The following is an 18,206-nucleotide window of genomic DNA, read 5'->3' as shown; positions in this document are numbered from 1 at the left end:
GGAGCTTCCATGAACATATTAAAGCTGCAAATCGTAGTTCTTATTGAAAAATATAAAAAAGTGACGGATGTTGCCGCAGAGCTTGGCCTTAAGCAGCCTACCGTTTCTTTTCATATGAAATCGCTGGAGAATGAACTGGGCACCCCGCTGTTCCATAGCCGAAGCGGACGCGTGCTGCTGACCGAAGCCGGTCATGCGCTTCACCAGTATGCGGTTCGTATTGTTGCGCTGGCGTCCGAAGCCGAAAGAACGGTAAAGCAGGCCGACTCCCGCTCCAGGTTAAAGCTGACTATCGGAGCATCAGCGATTTCGGCGGCGTACCTGCTCCCGGCAGCTTTGTCCGGCTTAGCGGCCCAGCATCCCGAGACGGAAATAACGGTGTCCGAGGCGCATAATAACGTCTTACGCGAGCAGCTTAGGAGCCGCAAGCTTGGGCTTGCCGTTCTGCATGGCTATGAGCAGGCGGACGAAACTTTATATATGAACAAGATTGCCGATGACGAGACGGTGCTTATCTTTGCTCATGGGCACCCCTTTGCTAGTAAGGATAACCTCGAACCGGATGAAATTTCCCGGGAGCCGTGGATTCAGCATGCGCCGGGAACGGGCCTGCGCGAATTCGCCGACCGCTGGGCCGGATTGAACGGTGTGCGTTTGTGGAACAGGTTGGAAACGGATAGCGCGCAGGCGGTTAAGCAATTGGTCATGCAAGGAAATGCGGTCGCCGTTTTTTCCAAAATCGGCATTGCGGCGGAGATCGAGTCGGGGAGCTTGCGTTATCGTCCACTTTCAGGTATTTTGCCGGAGCGAGGCGGTTTTTATCTGGCGTGGCGGAAGGATTATTCGCTTACCGAGATTCAGCAAAATTTTGCGGACAGCTTGGTCCATAAGGAGGTGCATCATGGAGTTTTATGAATTCAGTAAAGATTGCGGCAAAAAGATATCAAAGTTCAATTCAGATTTTATCATGTCCCGGATTATTCAAACGGATAAATCGGCTCATATAGGGTGTATGTATTTAGATAAAAATGGAATTGTCGGTTATCATCAGGCTGTAGCGCCTCAACTTCTAATAATCGTACATGGTGAGGGATATGTAAAAGGCGAAAAAGACGAGTACTGCAAGGTACAAACAGGAGACGCTGTTTACTGGGAGAAAGATGAATGGCATGAAACGAAGACAAATACCGGGTTGACGGCAATCGTCATCGAAAGCGAAGAATTAACCTCGTCATTATTTATGCCTCTAAAGAAACAGATGATTAAAGACAACTTGTCATAAAAAGAAAAATGCCAGGCTGATTGCAGCCCGGCATCTTCCTTGAGATACTGATTATTCGGCTTAAAGCTCCGGCTTCTCCGCCGTCAGCACAAACGTCTTCGGAATGCCCTTGTCGAACACGTCCGAGGACAGATTCGGTTCTTCAATCAGCTTACGGATGTGCAGACCGCTTTCCGCAGCCGAGGTTACAATCTCGCCGAGCGTCCATTTGCGCCAGTATACGACGCCCGTACCGTCCCTGCTTTCTCCGCCTTCCGGCGAATACTTGGAATAGGACACCCGTTTCTCCTCAAGCGACGTATCGAAGTAATCCCCCGTTACTTTATGCTTGCGGATTTTGGCCGTGGAGCCCTTAGAGGAGATCAGCTTGGTCGACACGGGATGAAAATCCCGCAATATGAACCGCCCTCCCGGAGCAAGCAGCGAATACGCAGTATCCATAAACGGCTTCAGGTCGGTAAAATAGTGAACGATACCCTGTTCCGCAAAGACGATATCATAAGCTCCCCGCAGAACAGCCTCCGGAAGATTCAATACGTCGGAGACGGCATAATCCAGGCGAACTCCCGCAGCTTCCGCCAGTTCAGAAGCATAACGAGCGTTGCCTTCCGAGAAGTCGGCTACAGACACCTCCGCGCCAAGCAGTCCAAGCGCCACCGCCTTTACCCCGTTCGAGCCCATCAGGTTCATGATTTTCTTGCCGTCTACTTCCCCGAAATAGGCAAGAAGAGGCTGAAGCTTGGCGGCGGGATTATTTCGCAGCTTGGCCGCGGCTTCTTCAGGCGTTCCAAACCGGCTTATCCAAGCGCTGTATGTATCCTCGTTCCACAGCTCTTCGCTGACGGAGGAAGTTACCGCCGATTCGGATTTATTCTCATCCTTGTGACCGTCGTACATAAAGTAAAAGCTCCTTTGCTTCGAATCTCATTATGTCCAATTCCGTTGAAAACTCACCGATTCAAGAAGCACTTTCCGGCAATGTCTCAGGTTCCTGCTCACGTCTGTGCCGCCGCTCTGCTTCCCGGGCCACTTTCCGGCTGCCCATATATAAATAACTAGCGAGACCGCCGAGCACGAGTAAGCCGCCGGACCACTGAAGGCCGGATAATCGCTCTCCAAGCAGCAAATAGGCCAGAATACAGGCTCCTACCGGTTCTCCGAGAATATTCATGGACACGGTAGTGGCGGACGTATACTGCAGCAGCCAGTTGAACAGGATATGCCCAAATACAGTCGGTACGATTGAGAGAAGCGCGAAAATGCCCCATTCTCTTGGCGGATAGTCAAAGAAAGCGATGCCCGCAGCCCAATTGTACAGAGCGAACACCACTCCGGCGATGATGAACACAATTAGGCTGTATAGGTAGGACGGCATCCGGGCTACCAACTTTTTGCCAATGAGCAGATGGGCGGCTACCGCCACCGTTCCGAATATAGACAGCAGGTCACCTTTTAGGTTGTCCGAGGACAAGCCAATGTCGCCCCAGCCGATAAAGACGACGCCGATAATCGCCACGCCAAGACCGGATATTGCGGAAACCGCGCTGCGTTCCTTGTACAGAATATAGGACCCTATCATAATGAAAACAGGCTCAAGCGCCATAATCATCGTGGAGCTGGCAACTGAAGTAAATTCCAGCGAGCCCATCCACAGCAAAAAATGCAAAGCCAGCATGATGCCGGAAGTGGTCAGCAGCAGCCGGTCCTTTAGGTGCAGGGCAGATGCCGCTCCACTGTACGGGCGGACGAACGGAAACATTAAAAGCGAAGTGAACAGCAAGCGGTACATTCCCTGAATGGAAGCTGGAGCTGAAGACCATTTGATAAAAATGGCGGAAAATGAGATGGCTACAATCCCGATCAGCATGAGCAGCGAAACGGGGATTGGCGGTTTTTTAGTATCCATGATGAGGTTTTCCTTTCCGACGCGTCAGTTGATGTAGAGCACTTCTGTTAATTTAACGTATGCAGCGGAAAAAATCAGCCTTTTATTTGAAAAAATGATTATAATATTGCAGGATCATAAGAAATCGGTTTAAGCCTGCGGCTCACCCTTCAACAAAGGGGCATACATCATTAATGCGGTGTTGTCGGTAATGTGCTCGTCAAAGGCCGTGCTGCCGTCCCGGGCAATCAGCCTCCGGCGGATGCTGTTGCGTCGAAGGTAACCACCCCATGGTTCCAGAGAAATAGCATGATCGCTTTCATAAACCTCGTATGTATAAAGCGGTGGTTCTGCCGCTCGCCACTCTCCATGCAGATGCGTATCGGTAAGCCACACCTTAAGCTGATATTCAGTATCCGTATCATTTCTAAACTGGAGATCCAGGTAGTTATAAGAGCAGGTAGCCCCGCTGCCGAACGGCTGCGTTCGCTGTTCATCCGGAAAGACGCCGGGTCGGCTTGCCGATCCTCCGCCAATAAGAGAAAGTCTCGCCCGGTCTTATTATTAAACCGTCGAGTTTTTGGACCGCCATCCTGAGATTTGTAATTTTGTTGTATTGGAGCTGCATATCCACTTTTCGAAGCTCGCGAAGCAGCGGGGTCGCGTGCTCGAACACCTTGCATGGCAGAACATCCCGGCTGAAAGTATCCGCCGCTTTTTCCTTCCCTGTAATCCATTTGATGTATCTTTTCCAGACAAAATAGTGTTTACCCGCAAAAAGACGCAAACGGGAACGTTTCTTAGGCTGCAAGGCCGAATGTGTCTTCCCCATTTCAGAAGGTTACCTCGCTCGCAGGTTTTAAGGTTACGAATCGTCCTCCGAGCACTCCGTTATGGTGGCGTACGATTTCTTCGCCAGAGAGCCGTCCATTATCAAACGTACTGTGGGCGTCTTCCACCAGAACAGTGGAATATCCAAGGCTGAATGCCCGGCGGCAAGTTGAATCGAGACAAAATTCACTTTGCATGCCAGCGATAATTAGATTGGTAATCCCCTGTCGCTGCAATTCTTCCTGAAGTCCGGTGAGGTGAAAAGCGTCCCAGGTCGGCTTCTCGATGACCTTTTCCCCAGGCATCGGAGCAACTTTGGAACTGATCTGCCATGTAGGCGTTCCCTTGGTGTATTCTTCATCCTCGGTATGCTGAATATAAATCACCGTCGTACCGCTCCGGCGCGCCCTGTCCAGCAGTGATACGATCCGCTCCATTACACCTTCTTCGTCATACAGCTTCTGTCCCGGATATGAAAACATCGCCTCCTGTACATCAATCAAAATGAACGCAGTATGCGGATCAGCCATTTCAAATTCCTCCCCAGTATTGTCATTAACCTAAATTATAGCAGAAAAACAGTCGCTCAGTCTTTCCAGGATAACTATGGTAAACTGAAATCATAGTGTGGAGAGGAGTTGAAATAATGAGGAACATTTTGGTGCTCGGCGGAACGCGATTTTTTGGCAAAAGGCTGGTTGAACGACTGCTGGAGGATCCGGGCAACGACGTTACGATTCTGACGCGGGGCAATGCGCCCGATGCGTTTGGAGATCGGCTTCACCGTATCCACGCGGACCGTACAAATCCGGAAATGCTTGCCTCAGCGGTTCTGGATCAAGTGTGGGATATCGTCTATGACAATATCTGTTATTCACCGGATGAAGCGGCGGCGGCCTGCCGCATATTTAAAGACACAGCGAAGCGGTACATTCTGACTTCCAGCCTATCCGTATATGACCCAAGACCGGAAATATTGACCGAAGAGGTGTTTGATCCTAAAGCTTACCCGCTCCGAGGAGGAGGAAAAGACGATCTTTCGTATCAGGAAGCTAAACGGCTGGCCGAAGCGGTGTTCATTCAGCAGGCAGCGTTCCCTGTGGCCGCCGTCCGGTTTCCGATCGTGCTGGGCGAGGATGATTACACGAAAAGATTGCATTTTCATATCGAACATGTCCGCCGGGAAGAGCCATTAGGTATTCCGAATCCGGAAGCGCGCATTTCCTTCATCCGCTCGGATGAGGCTGCGGACTTTCTGCTGTGGCTTGGTCGTTCGGAATTAACGGGACCGGTAAATGCATGCTCCGATGGCTCTCTTACCATTAATGAAATGATTTCCATAATTGAAGGAGCAGCGGGGAAACAGGCCGTGATCCGTGAACAGACGGTGGATGAGCATATGTCTCCGTTTGGCATCCCGCAGTCGTGGCATATGAATACGACGAAAGCGCAGACAGCGGGCTTCTCTTTTCTAACGCTCGCCGATTGGTTCCCGGAATTAGTAAGCGACCTGAACCGCTCGTATGATCATAATTAGTATCCAATTCTTTCAATGAATTTTAAGAGAAGTCCCGCCAATTTAAGAATATAATAAGCGCCCTCGTAATCGAAATCTTCATCGTACAGCCGCTGCAGTCCGAGACCATCAATACGGACAATCAATATGGGGCGAGCGAACGCGAATGCTCTTCCGGAAGCCCGCTACTGCCGTATCGAATTCTTATACTCTATTAGAGTACATAGTATGTAAAAATGGGAGAGTTTAAGTTATGAAGGAAAAAACGGCTTTTTTTGCGATTTTATCTCTAGCTTTGGCAACAACGGCTGTAACTGCTTGTGCTTCACCAAGTATAGCTCAAAAGAATACGTCTACTCCTGAATATAGTGTAGCAGCTAGCCAGTCCGTAGATACGACTATTATTATTGATAAGACCTGGAGTGATAAGGCAAATAATAGAAGTGCAAATGTAACTAATACATTTAGGATAAATTCGGGATTTGGTCATCTTAAGCTGTTAATGGTGAACTATAGCAGCCATCCAGTCAAAGTTAGTTTAACGCACTTAGATACTAGTAAAGTGTATTTTGCTAGAACGATTGCTGCTGGTGAATCTCTGGATTGGAGAAATTTTAATGAAGGTTTCGCACAAGGCATGCGTACTGGAAACTATCTGCTTCAGTGGATAGGTAGTAATTATAACGTTAATGGGGAAGTACGGGGATCAGCTGCTACCGAACCTGAGGGATTACTTGACGTGTTAGAAAAAAAGGGCGCCCGCCACCGTTAGGTTTCGGGTCGCCCGTACATATTCATCCGGAAATTATGCGGCTTTGCTGCTCAAATAATAGGACATAATCGTAAGAAGATCCTTAATAATCACGGGTTTCTTAATAAAATCGGTCGCTCCCGCAGCCAGGCATTTCTCCCGCTCTTCATTCTTTGTCTTGGCGGACACCGCAATAATGGGAAGGTCGTGCTTTAACAGTTCTTCGCGAAGGATGGATAACGTATCGTAGCCATCCAATACCGGCATCATAATGTCCAGAAGCATAATGTCGATTCCGGGATTCTCTCTGACCCGCTGAAGGCATTCGAATCCGTTCTGGGCCGTGAGCACATGCATGCTGTACTTCTCAAGCGTCTGTGTCAGCGCATATATATTTCGCGGGTCATCATCAACTAGAAGAACCGTTTTGCCCACCAGCCGAAGATATTTCCCGTCCACTCGCGCCTCCTCAGCATCGCCGCTGTCGTCAGCTCCGCGTTCAAGCGCTGCCGCCGCCTCGGAATCGAGACTGTAATCTTTCGGATCACTTTCTTCTTCCAAATAAGGAAGATACAGCGTGAAGATACTGCCCTCTTTCGGTTTGCTCTCCACCGTAAGATGCCCGCCAAGCAGCTTCGAAAGCTGCTGGGAAATGGACAGCCCAAGTCCCGTTCCGCCGAATTTGCGCGCAGTTGAGCCATCCGCCTGCTGGAACGCCTCAAATATCAGATCGCGTTTATCCGGAGGTATTCCTATGCCGCTGTCGATTACGGCAAAAGCCAGCACCGGTCCCGCTGGGGTATACCCTTTTGAAGAAAAGGTGTTAAGCTTGGAGATTGACAGTTTCACTCCGCCCTCTTCCGTAAATTTAAAGGCGTTGGATAGCAGATTTCGGAGGATTTGATGCAGACGCAGTTCATCTGTATAGAAGATATCGGGTGTTCCAGCTTCCAAAACGACACTGAACTCGAGATTTTTGGACTCCGCTGTCTTGCCGAAATACCCCTCAAATAAGTTCGGGAATTCGGTAAGATTGACGGCACTCGTTTCAATTAGCATTTTTCCGGCCTCAACCTTGGATAAATCCAAAATATCGTTAATGATCGCCAGCAGATCACTGCCCGAGGAATGAATGACTGATGCATAGCTAAGCTGCTCCTCTGTCAAGTTGCCGGTGTGGTTCTCGGATAAAATCTGCGACAGCAGCAGCATGCTGTTAAGCGGGGTCCGCAGCTCATGCGACATATTGGCCAGAAACTCTGATTTGTAACGGGAGCTTCTCTCTAGCTCCTCGTTCATTTTCTCCAGTTCCGAAGCCGAATTCTCCGCAACCTGCTTTTGCGATTCCAGTTTGCTGTTCACGTTAATCAGTTCGTGAGTCTGGGATTGCAGCTCTTCAGACTGGTTCTGCAGCTCCTCATTCATTGTCTGGGCTTCAGCATAGAGATGCTGGATTTGCATCCGGGTCATAACCGAATTAACCGAAACGGCAAACAATCCCAGCATCTGTTCCAGCAGCTTGAAATGATCGGGCACCCATTTCATGAGTGAGGCAATCTCAACCACCGCAACTGTTCTGTTCTCAAAAACAACAGGGGCAATCACCGCCTGTCTTGGCGGGGTTCTTCCGAGACCTGAGCTGATATGAATATACCCGTCCGGCAGCTCTTCAAGCTTCAGAATATTCTGATCAAGCGCGCATTGACCTACCAAGCCCTCACCCAGCAATATTTTTTCTTTGCCTGGGCTCAAACCCTCATTGCCGCCCGCATAGGAACTAATCCTCAGCAGAGAATCGCCATAGTAGTCTTGAGCAATGTACACCGCGCCGTACTGTATCTCAAGGATTGTCGCCAGCTTGCTCAGGAAGGTATCGCATAAAGCAGCGGGGGCCGTTTTTTCCTGAAGTTTTACCGACATATTGGTGAGCTGATCGCTGAACCGCTGCTCTCTTTCCGCGTTCTCCAATAGACGGTTTGTCGCTGTAGCGAGATCGGAGATCTCGTCCTGGGTCTTTACCTCAATTCGTCTTGCTTTGCTGTTTCCGTCGGCGATATGGTTGATGGCGTCAATCACGTTCTTCAACGTCTTGACGATATTGTCGGTAATCAGGACGGAAGCGGCAATGGAGACTATCGCCACCAGGCTCCACAAGATATACATGGTAACAAGCAGCTGGTGGTTGCGGGACTTGAGATCGCTGATCCGCTTTGCTGTGGCGGCTTGTTCAACATCACGGAAATGCTGCGACTCGCTGCGAATTTGTTCAACAATCGCTTTGCCGGTATCGGCATGAAAAAATGCGGTCACCTCATCATCCCGGCCCGCTTGTTTGAGTTCGACCACATATTGGCCCGCTTTGACGATCCAGGCTTCGATATTCTTCCTGATACTCTCCAGATTTTCAACCTGGGAGGTACTTCCCTTAATCAGTTCCTTCAAATCAGAGTAATTTACCTGCCATTTCTCCAGCCCGTCATAGTAGGGAGCAAGATAAGAGTCGTTGCCTGTAAGCGCATAGCCCCGCTGGCCGGTCTCCATATCCAGTATATTTCTCTCCATTTGAAAAGTAAGCTCATGCACCTGCATATCATGCCCGCTCAGCATTACGGTTTCCTTCTCAAGCTCTGCAATCCGTCCCTGCACAATAATTAGAAAAAGCCCGAGCAGCACTAAAATCATTATGTAACCGAGAGCGATTTTTCCGCGGATTTTCAAATTCATCACATTTTTATTCACCAAAAAAGTACAACCTCCGTCCTGATGACCAGCGTGAGCCATTATTTTCTGTACAAGTCCGGAGGCTAAATGATCTCACTGCGCTGAACGCGTTCCTTAAGCTGGCGGACGCCGGCCTCAAGCCTGAGAATGGTCTCTTCGATCTCTTTCGGATCGATTCCCCGGATAACGGGCGGCGGTGTCTGCTTATTTTCAGCTTTCATTTCGCGCAGAGTGATCTGCTGCTCCTGCCATTTGTCCATTAAATCAGCGATGGTTGCATAGAACCGCTCATAGTCCTTAATGACACTGTCCAAAAAAGTATCTACTTCCTCCGGATCGTATCCGCGTAATTTCATACTGAACTCTTTCTCATGAATGGTTAACGCATCAAGCGCAATCCCAAGCTGACTGAACAGCTTTCTCTGCTTGTCCAGTCTTCGCTTCATATGTTCATCCATCTAAACTACCTCCATCGTTGACTGGTTCTCATTCAGCTTTACTTATTATATCAGGGCGGGGACTGGCTGGAAATATCACCGTCCCGTGCCGGGCTGAGTGCTTTTAATAATTGTCTGCTACCGCTTTGTTTAGTATGCCCAGGCACCGGTCAAGATCGGTCTTTACCTGCTTCTTGTACAGCTTCGCTTTCTCGGCTCCGTCCGGCGTGAAATGATAAAGAACAATTTCCTGGAAATCAACTTTGGGATCATTTCCCTTGAGCTGTTTGGTCCGGTATAGAATGCCCTGCTGCACCAACTCGTGGAGGGCACGGTAGATCTCGCTCTGCGGTGGGTTGTAGCCATGACTTTTAAAATCTCTCCGCATATCCTCGAGCATTTGATAGCCGTAGCCGTGATGCTGTTCGACCATGGTAATAAGATACAGCTTGATAAACGCCCTTTGGGCAATCATAAAAGCCATGAAAGACCTCCTCCGTTTATTCTCAATATCTCTATATAATCACTGTTTATCAAATTTCACAATATGACTTTTGGATGATTTGCCCGGGGACTTTTTCAAGAGTGAGTTTGCTGCTGGATAGAATTATTGATGAATAAGGTAGTATGGTCTGGGGAGCGTTTATTATTTTTTCTATTATGAATTTTTCATATGATGAAAGGTTGTCTATAGAACGATACATGTTTGGGGATGATCCGTTAACTTAATTTTCACGCGCAAAAAAAGAGGTTGTGTATCCCATATTTTCATTAATTGGGAAATACAACCTCTTTTTATTCAAAATGATTGGGAAATACGCTAATTTTATAGCTTGTTCCGTTTAATGAATTTCGGGTCGTTATCCGAAATCATCGATCGATACGGGTAGCCTTCAGTGTGGGGTTATTACGGAATATATCGGATATTTGGGCATCGAGGCCGTCGTCGTCTACAAGAACCAGAATCTTGCCTTGTTCAACATAGCCCTCATATTCTCTGGCTTCCTCTTCGGGTATGCCCAAGCCGACAAGTCCGCCCACCAGGCCGCCTGCGCCCGCTCCTACCGCTGCGCCGGTCAATGCGCCTGCAATCGGGCCTGCTGCGATAATCGGGCCAATGCCCGGAATGGCTAACGCGCCAATCCCGGCCAGCAGGCCGGCAATCCCTCCGACTACTCCGCCAGTTGCTGCTCCTGTGGCGACTCCTTCCGGAGCCATTGTATCCGTCTCCTCCGTAATCATCCTCAGATCTTCGCGATCCCGTGTGACCACTGATATATCTTCACTGCGGATGCCTTTGGCCTGCAATTGCTGTATCGCTTTGGTTGCCTCGAGTCCCGTATCGAATACGCCAACAATCTTCTTTGTCACTTGAAGTCCTCCTTATTCTTAGGTGTACGTTAGTTATATTACCCTTCGTCCGCATTTCCAAACATGGCGAAAGAGAGAAGGACAAGCTTCAAAGTGACATAAATGAAGGTAGAATACAGGCAAGCGACTGCTTTCCTGTAATTTATTTGACCGGCCGTGTGCGGTGGGTCGGTATGGCCTGAAGCGGATCTTCCGGCCAATAATGTTTGGGATATCGTCCCTTTAAATCTTTCTTGACTTCAAAATATGTGTTATTCCAGAAGCTGGCGAGATCGGCAGTCACCTGAACCGGGCGCCGTGCCGGAGACAGCAGATGAAGCAGTACGGGCACTCTTCCCGCTCCAATTCGCGGGGTTTCCCGCTGCCCGAACATCTCTTGCAGCTTCACGGCCAGCACCGGCGCGGCCGGGTCGCTGTAGTCAACGGCAATCCGTGATCCGCTGGGAACCGCGATATGCGTTGGAGCCTCCTGATCCAGCCGCCGTTTCCGTTCCCAGTCCAGCATACTGTCAAGCGCCTCGCGCAGCGGCAGACGCTGGACATCGCGAAGACTGCGGCAGCCGTGCAGATAGGGAAGCAGCCACTCTTCCATGCTCCCTGAAAGTCCATCATCGGACACATCCGGCCAGGCAGGGTCAAGCCGGTGCATAAACGCCAAGCGTTCTCTTAGCTGCAGAGTTCCCTTGTCCCAAGGAAGCAGTCTTAGACCTTCCCCGAAAATCACCTGCATCAGAACCCTCGCAGCTTCTTCCGGTGAAGGACGTTCATGACCGGACTCCTTAAGGGTGAGTTCGCCGAGCATGGTGCGGTGGCGGGATTTGACGCTCTTGCTTTCATCATCCCAGTATACTTCAGCGAGCTCCGACACTATATCCGCGTGATGCTCCAGCAGATCCCTCTCATCAACGGCAGCAGCGAGCATGATCCGGCTCTGCGTTCCCTTGTCATCAACGGAGACGGCAACGATATAAGGCTCGCGAGCAAGGTGCTGGCTCTCCCCCATTGCCGCGCCGCGTCCGCCGGAGAGCAGAAAAGCTCCCCCACCCCTGCGCTGCCCGATCCGGTCGGGATAGGCGAACGACAGCAGCAGGCCGCTGAGGGAAGCATCCGCCGGTTCTTCGGCGGCGGAAAGACCGCGCTCTGGCGCAGCAGCCCGCAGCTGCGCCTCCAATGCGCGGCTCGCCCGCGCAGCGGCGCGCAGAGCCGCAGGATCGCCTCCGCCTGCGTCACGCCCGGCGGAGGCTTCATACCGCAGCAGCGCCTCCACGCGCAGCGTGAGGTCGCAGCTGCCCGAGACGGGACCGCGCAGCGGGTCCCGCTCCTGCAGCAGCGCCGCCAGCCGGCAGGCGAGCGGCGCTGCGCCAAGCCCGGCCGCGCGCAGCAGCATGTGCGCGGCGCGGGGGTGCGTGCCCAGCGCGGCCAGCCGCCGGCCGTGCGGGGTAATGGCGCCGGCGGCGTCCAGGGCGCCGAGCTGGCGCAGCAGCGCGGTCGCCTGCGCGTACGGCGCGGGCGGCGGCGCGTCAAGCCAGGCCAGCTGGGCGGGGTCGCGCACGCCCCACAGCGCCAGCTCCAGAGCGAGGCCGGCCAGATCGGCCTCCAGAATCTCCGGCGCGTCCGATTCCGGCAGGCGGTCGTGCTCTTCCCGGCTCCAGAGCCGGTAGCAGACGCCTGGGGCGGTCCGGCCCGCCCGGCCGCGCCGCTGATCCGCCGATGCCTTGGAAATCGGAAGCGTCTCCAAGCGCGGCATGCCCGTTCTCGGTGAGAACCGCTGCGTGCGCCGCAGCCCGGAATCGATCACGGTCCGGACTCCCTCGATCGTTAGGCTTGTCTCGGCGATGGAGGTCGCCAGCACGACCTTCCGCTGGCCCTGCGCAGCCGGCGCAACGGCGCTGTCCTGCTCGGCCTGCGGCAGCTGGCCGTAGAGCGGACGAAGCGCCACGTTACCGGGCAGAGCGCCGGATCGCAGCTCCGACTCCGTCCTGCGGATTTCTCTCTCGCCCGGGAGAAACAGCAGGATGTCGCCGGGCTCCTCGGCCAGCGCGCGTCTAACCGCATTCCCCGCGGCTTTTTCAAGAGGGGTTGCTGCTGCCGGGGGCGCGTAAACGGTTTCTACGGGAAATACTCTGCCGGGACACCGGACTACCGGAGCGCCGCCAAGCAGCGCAGAGACCTTCTCTCCGTCCAGCGTTGCCGACATTACGAGGATCTTGAGATCCTCACGGAGCACAGCCTGCGTCTCCAGCGAGAGCGCAAGACCCAGATCCGCATTCAGGCTGCGCTCGTGGAACTCATCAAAGATTACAAGGCCGGTATCGCCAAGCGAAGGGTCATCCTGAAGCATCCGGGTCAGGACACCTTCGGTTACGACGATAATGCGCGTGTTAGGACCCGTCCTGCTGTCCATGCGCATCCGGTAGCCCACGGTTTGACCTGCTTGTTCGCCGAGACAGGACGCCATATAGGCTGCCGCCGCTCTGGCTGCAAGCCGTCTGGGTTCCAGCATGAGCATCGTTTTGCCCTTCATCCACGGCTCGTCCAGCAGCGCGAGCGGCGTCATCGTTGTCTTGCCCGCTCCCGGTTCTGCGATAAGGACAGCGGAAGAGGAGGCCGCAAGTATATTTTTAAGTTCAGGCATGATCTGCATAATTGGAAGTGTACTCATTTGATCGCTCCGATATCAGTTAAGAATGAATAATGTTCATCTAAGCTGGCAATTGCTTCATCCGTGAATTACAATGAAATATTGAGTAAGAAAGACACGGTTCAGTTATTGTAATCATGGGCGAAACGCTGGAAAAATTCAAGAGCGGTGAATAACGCATAGGTCTGGCTCTTGGTCTCTGAAAAACTTCCCGCTTTCGCAAGTAATACTTTAACCGGTTCTCAAGGAGGGTTCTCCCTTGTTCACTGATATTGATCCGGCCGGCAGCGTTCGCGGCCGCTTCGCCCCCTCGCCATCCGGCAACATTCATATCGGCAACGCCCTGGCCGCTCTGATGGCTTGGCTGCAAATCCGCAGCCGGAACGGAAAGCTAGTGCTCCGCATGGAGGATATTGACACGGCCCGCTGCCGTCCGGAATACGCACGGCATATTGTAGAAGATCTTCGCTGGCTCGGTCTCGACTGGGACGAAGGGCCAGATGTCGGCGGTCCTTATGGACCCTATGTTCAAAGCGAGCGGCTGAAGCTGTACGAGGCGGCGTTGGACCGGTTGAAAGCCGGGGGAAGACTGTACCCCTGCTACTGCAGCCGCCACGATATTCTGGCGGCAGCCGCCGCTCCTCACGGTCTTGCTTCGGAAGGCCCGGTGTATCCCGGAACTTGCCGCCACCTGTCTCCCGAGGAAGCCGGGCGCCGTTCCTTAAGCAAGACACCATCCCTTCGCTTCGCCGTGCCATCCGGTGAGATTTCTTTTACCGACGGTGTGGCTGGAAACCGCCGGATCAATGCCGCTGCCGGAGGAGACTTCATCGTGCGGCGAGCCGACGGCATCTTCTCGTATCAGCTTGCCGTCGTCGTAGATGATGCCCTGATGGGCATTACGGATGTGCTTCGCGGAGCCGATCTGCTCGATTCCACGCCCCGCCAACTCATGCTCTACGAAGCGCTGGGCTGGAAGCCGCCGCGGTTTGCCCATGTCCCGCTCCTCATGGATCGTGACGGACGGCGGTTGGCCAAACGTCATGGAGGAATTACGCTTGCGGAGCTGCGCGAAGCCGGTGTGGCACCTCAGACCGTAACCGGCTGGCTCGCCTGGGCAGCCGGTCTGCTGCCCGAACCGCTCCAGGTCTCACCGGATGATCTGATCCAATCCTTCCGATTGGAACGGATCTCCCGGGATGACAATGTCGTCACTCCGGACATGCTAGGCAGACTGCATCCCTCACTGGGTCAGCAGGAGAAATAAAAAAAATGCCCTGCCGCTGCTAAAGCAAGCGTCAAGGCATCCGGGTTCATACTGATTCAATCTTTATCCAACCTCATCCGGATTTGTTCCCCGTATTGCGAGAATGCGGCGCTTCCATCGAGCCCGCGCTGCCGGAGAAGCTCCTCCAGCCGCAGTTTCTTTTCCGTCAGTCTGCGGCCAAGTGTGCGCTTCTCTGCTCCGTCATCAAGACATGCGGCAAGCAGATTCTCAAGGGTCGCACATTCCGCCCGCAGCTGCAGTTCTTCAGGAAGAAGTCCGGCATTCTTCATAATCTTGAACGACATTCGCAGCTCTTCGGGCACCCCTGACATATCTTCCAATTCCAGCGGTTTTCCATGGCCCGGCAAATTCCGGAATTCGCCTTTTCGCATCGCCTCTTCAATCCGCTGCTCAGCCAACCAAGACATTACGGCCATTTCCACCGCCTCCTTTATCATGGTCCGGCGCTAACGCGCCTGGCTTTATTTTAGCATAGATATGCGTTGTCCCGCTTCCACTCATATGCCGTCCTTAAGTCAGCAGCGACTCGGCGCCATCAATGACGATCTGCGCTCCGGTAATATGAGACGATTCATCCGAAGCAAGAAAGCAGACTAGCTTTGCGACATCTTCCGGTTTGCCCGGTCCGTCGGCCAGGGGCTGTTGTCCTTCCGGGAACTCCATCGGGATAATGATCGATTCCAGTTCTTCATTGGGCTCGGTGCTTTCATCAATATTGGTGGCAATAGCCCCCGGAGAAATAACGTTTACCCTGACTTTAAACTTCGCCAGCTCCAGAGCCGCCATTTTGGCAAAAGCCACCTGCCCGGCCTTCGTCGTGCTGTAGGGCGAAAATCCGAAGCTTGCGAACCGACGGTTGCCGTTGATAGAGCTAGTGATAATAATGCTCCCTTTTCCTTTTTTCTTCATGTGAGGAATGGTGTATTTTAACGAAAGGAACGTCCCCGTAAGGTTCACTGACAGCGTTCGCTGCCAGTCCTCAATGCTCAATTCTTCAATGGGTCCGATGGACCCGTTAATGCCGGCGTTGGCGAATACGATATCCAGCCCGCCGAAATGCTCGACCGTTCTTCGAACAGCCTCTTCCATCCGACCCGGATCGGAGGTATCCACATCAACGGCGAGGGCGCAGCCTTCGCGCATGCTGTTAAGCTTCCGCTCTACAATGGAGGTACGGTCGTTAACCAGATCGAACAATGCGATATTGGCGCCTTCACTAGCCATCTGTATGGCTGTAGCTCTGCCGATTCCCGAGCCCGCTCCGGTAATTATGGCTGTTCTTCCGGCAAAACGCTGTTTTGTTCCAGTATTAGGGCTCATATTTAGTCTCTCCTTCCGTTTTCACGTAATAAGTGACTTTGTCTCAAGATTACCCAAAGGGTCTCCCTTTCTAACCATTTCATGCAAAAAAAGATTTCTATCTCGAACCTGGATTCAGCGGATGTACCCCAATATTTTCTCCAAAAAAGAAGGTCTGCAATCCTATGCGCCCCAAGAACATTTTTCGTAGGTTACCCGGGTGAACATATGTCTTTGCACAAAAAAGCCGCCTCCGGTTATGAACCGAAAACGGCCTTGATTATGGCATCAAACACTGCAATCCATGCGGTTTTATCCCTTTTTATTTGTCCAATAACTGTACATCCACCGTTACTTCCAGTTGGCCTTGAATTCCGCGGTATACCCCTTTGACCGGCACAATATCTTTATAATCGCGTCCATGCCCCAGCTTTACGTAACGCCAGTTTACTTCCACATCGTTGGTCGGGTCAAAGCCCAGCCAGCCGGTACCCGGTATGTGCGTCTCCACCCATGCGTGGGAAGCCTGCTCGAAATCGGCGTTGCCGCCCTGAAGATCGCTCACGTAGTGATAACCGCTCACATATCTTGACGGAAGTCCGACGCTGCGGCAGACCGCGATCATCAGATGGGCATAGTCCTGACACACGCCCCGTTTGAGTTTCAGCGCTTTTTTGACCGTCGTGTTGACGCTTGTCGCCCCGGGATCATAAGTGAACTGTTCATAAATGGTAGTGGAGAGCTTCCGGGTCCATTCATATAAATCTTCAGCTTCGTCAAAAGGATGCTGGGAGGCGAATTCCATCAGCTCCGGCGTAACCTCCGTATAACGCGTAGGCAGAATATACTCGGTATACCGGTTCTGAAAATCCTCTTCCTTCATCAGTTCGATCTGCTCCTCCAATGGCAGCCTCGGCAAATCGGCGCCTTGGGCCTTGTCCACCGTTACGACGGTAGCACGGGTATGAATGACCATCTCCGTATGCGGTTTGTTAACTGAGTAAGCGTGAACCCGGTTTCCGAAAAAATCCTCGTAAGTAAGCAGGTTGGCCGGCGGGAAGATTTCCACCTCATGATGAAAACAGGATTGCCTGTAATTGGTCCGCGGAGTCAGCCGGATCTCATTGACACTGTCCGTCACGGGCTCCGTATAAGTATACCGGGTCGTATGATTGATTTGAATTTTCATATCCTAATCCCTTCTTGACGAAAAAAGGCGGCTTCCATCGTTCGTCCCAGCTTCAGGCAGGAAGACTTGAGCGACTCCAGCACCTGATCCACCAGTTCCCCGGCTATGTCTTCCTTCTCCATGTAATCAAGCTCGGCTCTAATCTTTCCTGCCTGGCGGATAACCCGTTCATAGCCTTCGCCCCCGTCGGAGAAATCAATTTCGATATTCGACAGATGGTGTTCGAGTTCATGAGAAGCAAAACGGACAGAACGCGGAAATGCAGCATTCGTAATCAGAAACTCCAGAATGCATTCCGGGGATACCGCATCCGCAAAATATCTACGGAACGCTTGATATCCGCTGACCGATTTCAATACGGCCTGAAGCTGGGTATAAATAGAGGTATCATCCTTATCCCGGCAGGACAAGGTTACCGATTGCAGAATTCGGACGGTGTTCTCCGCTCTTTCCAGGAATCGTCCGCTTTCAATAAACCGCCACTCATTGCCACGCAGCATGACTGACTGCTCAGCGCCCAGGAACATAGCCGTCCGTTCCTTGATCTGTTGATAGAACTGATGAGGGCTTTTCATTATGTCCGCAACGGACCGGTCGCCGAGCCATAAGTTGAAGCTGTTGGCGATATCCCACAGCTCGCTTGGCAGCTGCTGGCGCAGGGTTCGCAAATTATTGCGTGCCTGATGCACGCACGAGAACAGGGAATTCGCATTGCCGAGATCAAGTGTAATAAAAGATAACACGTCCGGCTCAGAAAAACTTTCAAATTGCTGCAAGTATTCATTTCTGGCGCCGATCGCATCGATCAGCCTCGACCATTTATGCCCTTCTTCCTGAAAGTCCTCTTCCTGCTGAATATGATAATGAACATCAATCAGTCTGGCATGATTCTCCGCTCTTTCCATATAACGGCCAATCCAAAACAAAGCTTCCGCATTTCGATTCAGCATCTACCGTCACTCCCTCGTCCTATATTGTTGCTCTTTTTGTCTTAT

General features: G+C 52.1%; 18 protein-coding genes and 1 pseudogene. 5 read left to right on the top strand and 14 right to left on the bottom strand.

Translation table 11 applies throughout. The features are described from left to right. The first annotated feature begins 9 nt into the window (after positions 1 to 9). Together KP014_RS16895 and KP014_RS16890 are read left to right on the top strand one after the other, a co-directional pair. Complete coding sequence (locus KP014_RS16895) at positions 10 to 915, top strand: LysR family transcriptional regulator (protein ID WP_036605415.1); 906 nt, start codon at positions 10 to 12, stop codon at positions 913 to 915. Beyond that, positions 902 to 1,282, top strand: coding sequence for a cupin domain-containing protein (locus tag KP014_RS16890; RefSeq protein WP_036605413.1), 381 nt, complete (start codon positions 902 to 904; stop codon positions 1,280 to 1,282). The genes KP014_RS16895 and KP014_RS16890 overlap by 14 nt, the downstream gene beginning before the upstream one ends. A gap of 60 nt (positions 1,283 to 1,342) precedes the next feature. Here the strand turns inward: KP014_RS16890 and KP014_RS16885 are convergent, their stop codons facing one another. The 4 genes and pseudogenes from KP014_RS16885 to KP014_RS16870 form a co-directional block, all read right to left on the bottom strand. Next, complete coding sequence (locus KP014_RS16885; protein WP_051500727.1) at positions 1,343 to 2,179, bottom strand: class I SAM-dependent methyltransferase; 837 nt, start codon at positions 2,177 to 2,179, stop codon at positions 1,343 to 1,345. Positions 2,180 to 2,240: 61 nt separating this feature from the next. Beyond that, positions 2,241 to 3,188 carry a DMT family transporter gene (locus tag KP014_RS16880; protein ID WP_051500726.1) on the bottom strand — a complete coding sequence of 316 codons (948 nt, stop codon included), beginning with the start codon at positions 3,186 to 3,188 and terminating at the stop codon, positions 2,241 to 2,243. 129 nt (positions 3,189 to 3,317) lie between these two features. Next, positions 3,318 to 3,999 (bottom strand): annotated as a pseudogene (locus KP014_RS16875) (VanW family protein). Between the two features lies 1 nt (position 4,000). Beyond that, positions 4,001 to 4,528 carry a cysteine hydrolase family protein gene (locus KP014_RS16870; protein WP_036605411.1) on the bottom strand — a complete coding sequence of 176 codons (528 nt, stop codon included), beginning with the start codon at positions 4,526 to 4,528 and terminating at the stop codon, positions 4,001 to 4,003. Between the two features lie 116 nt (positions 4,529 to 4,644). On the opposite strand from KP014_RS16870, the gene KP014_RS16865 reads away from it, so the two are divergent. Next, positions 4,645 to 5,535, top strand: coding sequence for an NAD-dependent epimerase/dehydratase family protein (locus KP014_RS16865; RefSeq protein ID WP_036605404.1), 891 nt, complete (start codon positions 4,645 to 4,647; stop codon positions 5,533 to 5,535). Here the strand turns inward: KP014_RS16865 and KP014_RS29125 are convergent. Beyond that, complete coding sequence (locus tag KP014_RS29125; protein WP_281426411.1) at positions 5,532 to 5,660, bottom strand: hypothetical protein; 129 nt, start codon at positions 5,658 to 5,660, stop codon at positions 5,532 to 5,534. The genes KP014_RS16865 and KP014_RS29125 overlap by 4 nt on opposite strands. A 107-nt stretch (positions 5,661 to 5,767) precedes the next feature. On the opposite strand from KP014_RS29125, the gene KP014_RS16860 reads away from it, so the two are divergent. Beyond that, a complete protein-coding gene (locus tag KP014_RS16860) occupies positions 5,768 to 6,286 on the top strand; it encodes a hypothetical protein (protein ID WP_051500723.1) in 519 nt (172 codons plus the stop codon). A 33-nt stretch (positions 6,287 to 6,319) separates the two neighbouring features. Here KP014_RS16860 and KP014_RS16855 read toward each other — a convergent pair whose 3' ends face one another. From KP014_RS16855 to hrpB, 5 genes are all read right to left on the bottom strand, one after another. Further along, positions 6,320 to 9,004, bottom strand: a complete 2,685-nt coding sequence (locus KP014_RS16855) for a CHASE3 domain-containing protein (protein WP_246590771.1) — start codon at positions 9,002 to 9,004, stop codon at positions 6,320 to 6,322. A gap of 65 nt (positions 9,005 to 9,069) precedes the next feature. After that, positions 9,070 to 9,444, bottom strand: coding sequence for a DivIVA domain-containing protein (locus tag KP014_RS16850; protein ID WP_036605396.1), 375 nt, complete (start codon positions 9,442 to 9,444; stop codon positions 9,070 to 9,072). Between the two features lie 103 nt (positions 9,445 to 9,547). Continuing rightward, positions 9,548 to 9,907 (bottom strand): replication termination protein, encoded by a 360-nt coding sequence (locus KP014_RS16845; protein WP_036605391.1) that lies wholly within the window; start codon positions 9,905 to 9,907, stop codon positions 9,548 to 9,550. A gap of 386 nt (positions 9,908 to 10,293) precedes the next feature. Next, complete coding sequence (locus KP014_RS16840) at positions 10,294 to 10,794, bottom strand: general stress protein (RefSeq protein WP_090833956.1); 501 nt, start codon at positions 10,792 to 10,794, stop codon at positions 10,294 to 10,296. 142 nt (positions 10,795 to 10,936) lie between these two features. Then, positions 10,937 to 13,456 carry an ATP-dependent helicase HrpB gene (hrpB, locus tag KP014_RS16835; protein WP_090833955.1) on the bottom strand — a complete coding sequence of 840 codons (2,520 nt, stop codon included), beginning with the start codon at positions 13,454 to 13,456 and terminating at the stop codon, positions 10,937 to 10,939. Positions 13,457 to 13,694: 238 nt separating this feature from the next. Here hrpB and gluQRS point away from each other — a divergent pair, with 238 nt between their 5' ends. Then, entirely contained in the window at positions 13,695 to 14,702 is a 1,008-nt protein-coding gene (gene gluQRS, locus KP014_RS16830; RefSeq protein WP_246590520.1) for a tRNA glutamyl-Q(34) synthetase GluQRS, read from the top strand. A gap of 56 nt (positions 14,703 to 14,758) precedes the next feature. Here gluQRS and KP014_RS16825 read toward each other — a convergent pair whose 3' ends face one another. The 4 genes from KP014_RS16825 to KP014_RS16810 all read right to left on the bottom strand — a co-directional run bounded on the left by KP014_RS16825 (position 14,759) and on the right by KP014_RS16810 (position 18,161). Continuing rightward, positions 14,759 to 15,139 (bottom strand): DnaJ family domain-containing protein, encoded by a 381-nt coding sequence (locus tag KP014_RS16825; protein WP_036598206.1) that lies wholly within the window; start codon positions 15,137 to 15,139, stop codon positions 14,759 to 14,761. Positions 15,140 to 15,233: 94 nt separating this feature from the next. Continuing rightward, positions 15,234 to 16,043, bottom strand: a complete 810-nt coding sequence (locus KP014_RS16820; protein ID WP_036598204.1) for an SDR family oxidoreductase — start codon at positions 16,041 to 16,043, stop codon at positions 15,234 to 15,236. 301 nt (positions 16,044 to 16,344) lie between these two features. Further along, positions 16,345 to 17,211 carry a transglutaminase family protein gene (locus KP014_RS16815; RefSeq protein WP_036598203.1) on the bottom strand — a complete coding sequence of 289 codons (867 nt, stop codon included), beginning with the start codon at positions 17,209 to 17,211 and terminating at the stop codon, positions 16,345 to 16,347. Next, entirely contained in the window at positions 17,208 to 18,161 is a 954-nt protein-coding gene (locus tag KP014_RS16810; RefSeq protein ID WP_036598201.1) for an alpha-E domain-containing protein, read from the bottom strand. Before KP014_RS16810 ends, KP014_RS16815 begins: the two co-directional genes overlap by 4 nt. Positions 18,162 to 18,206: the final 45 nt, after the last annotated feature.

This window comes from Paenibacillus sophorae, from assembly GCF_018966525.1.
GTDB classification, from domain to species: domain Bacteria; phylum Bacillota; class Bacilli; order Paenibacillales; family Paenibacillaceae; genus Paenibacillus_AQ; species Paenibacillus_AQ sophorae.
This window is presented reverse-complemented; position numbering and strand designations above follow the sequence as displayed.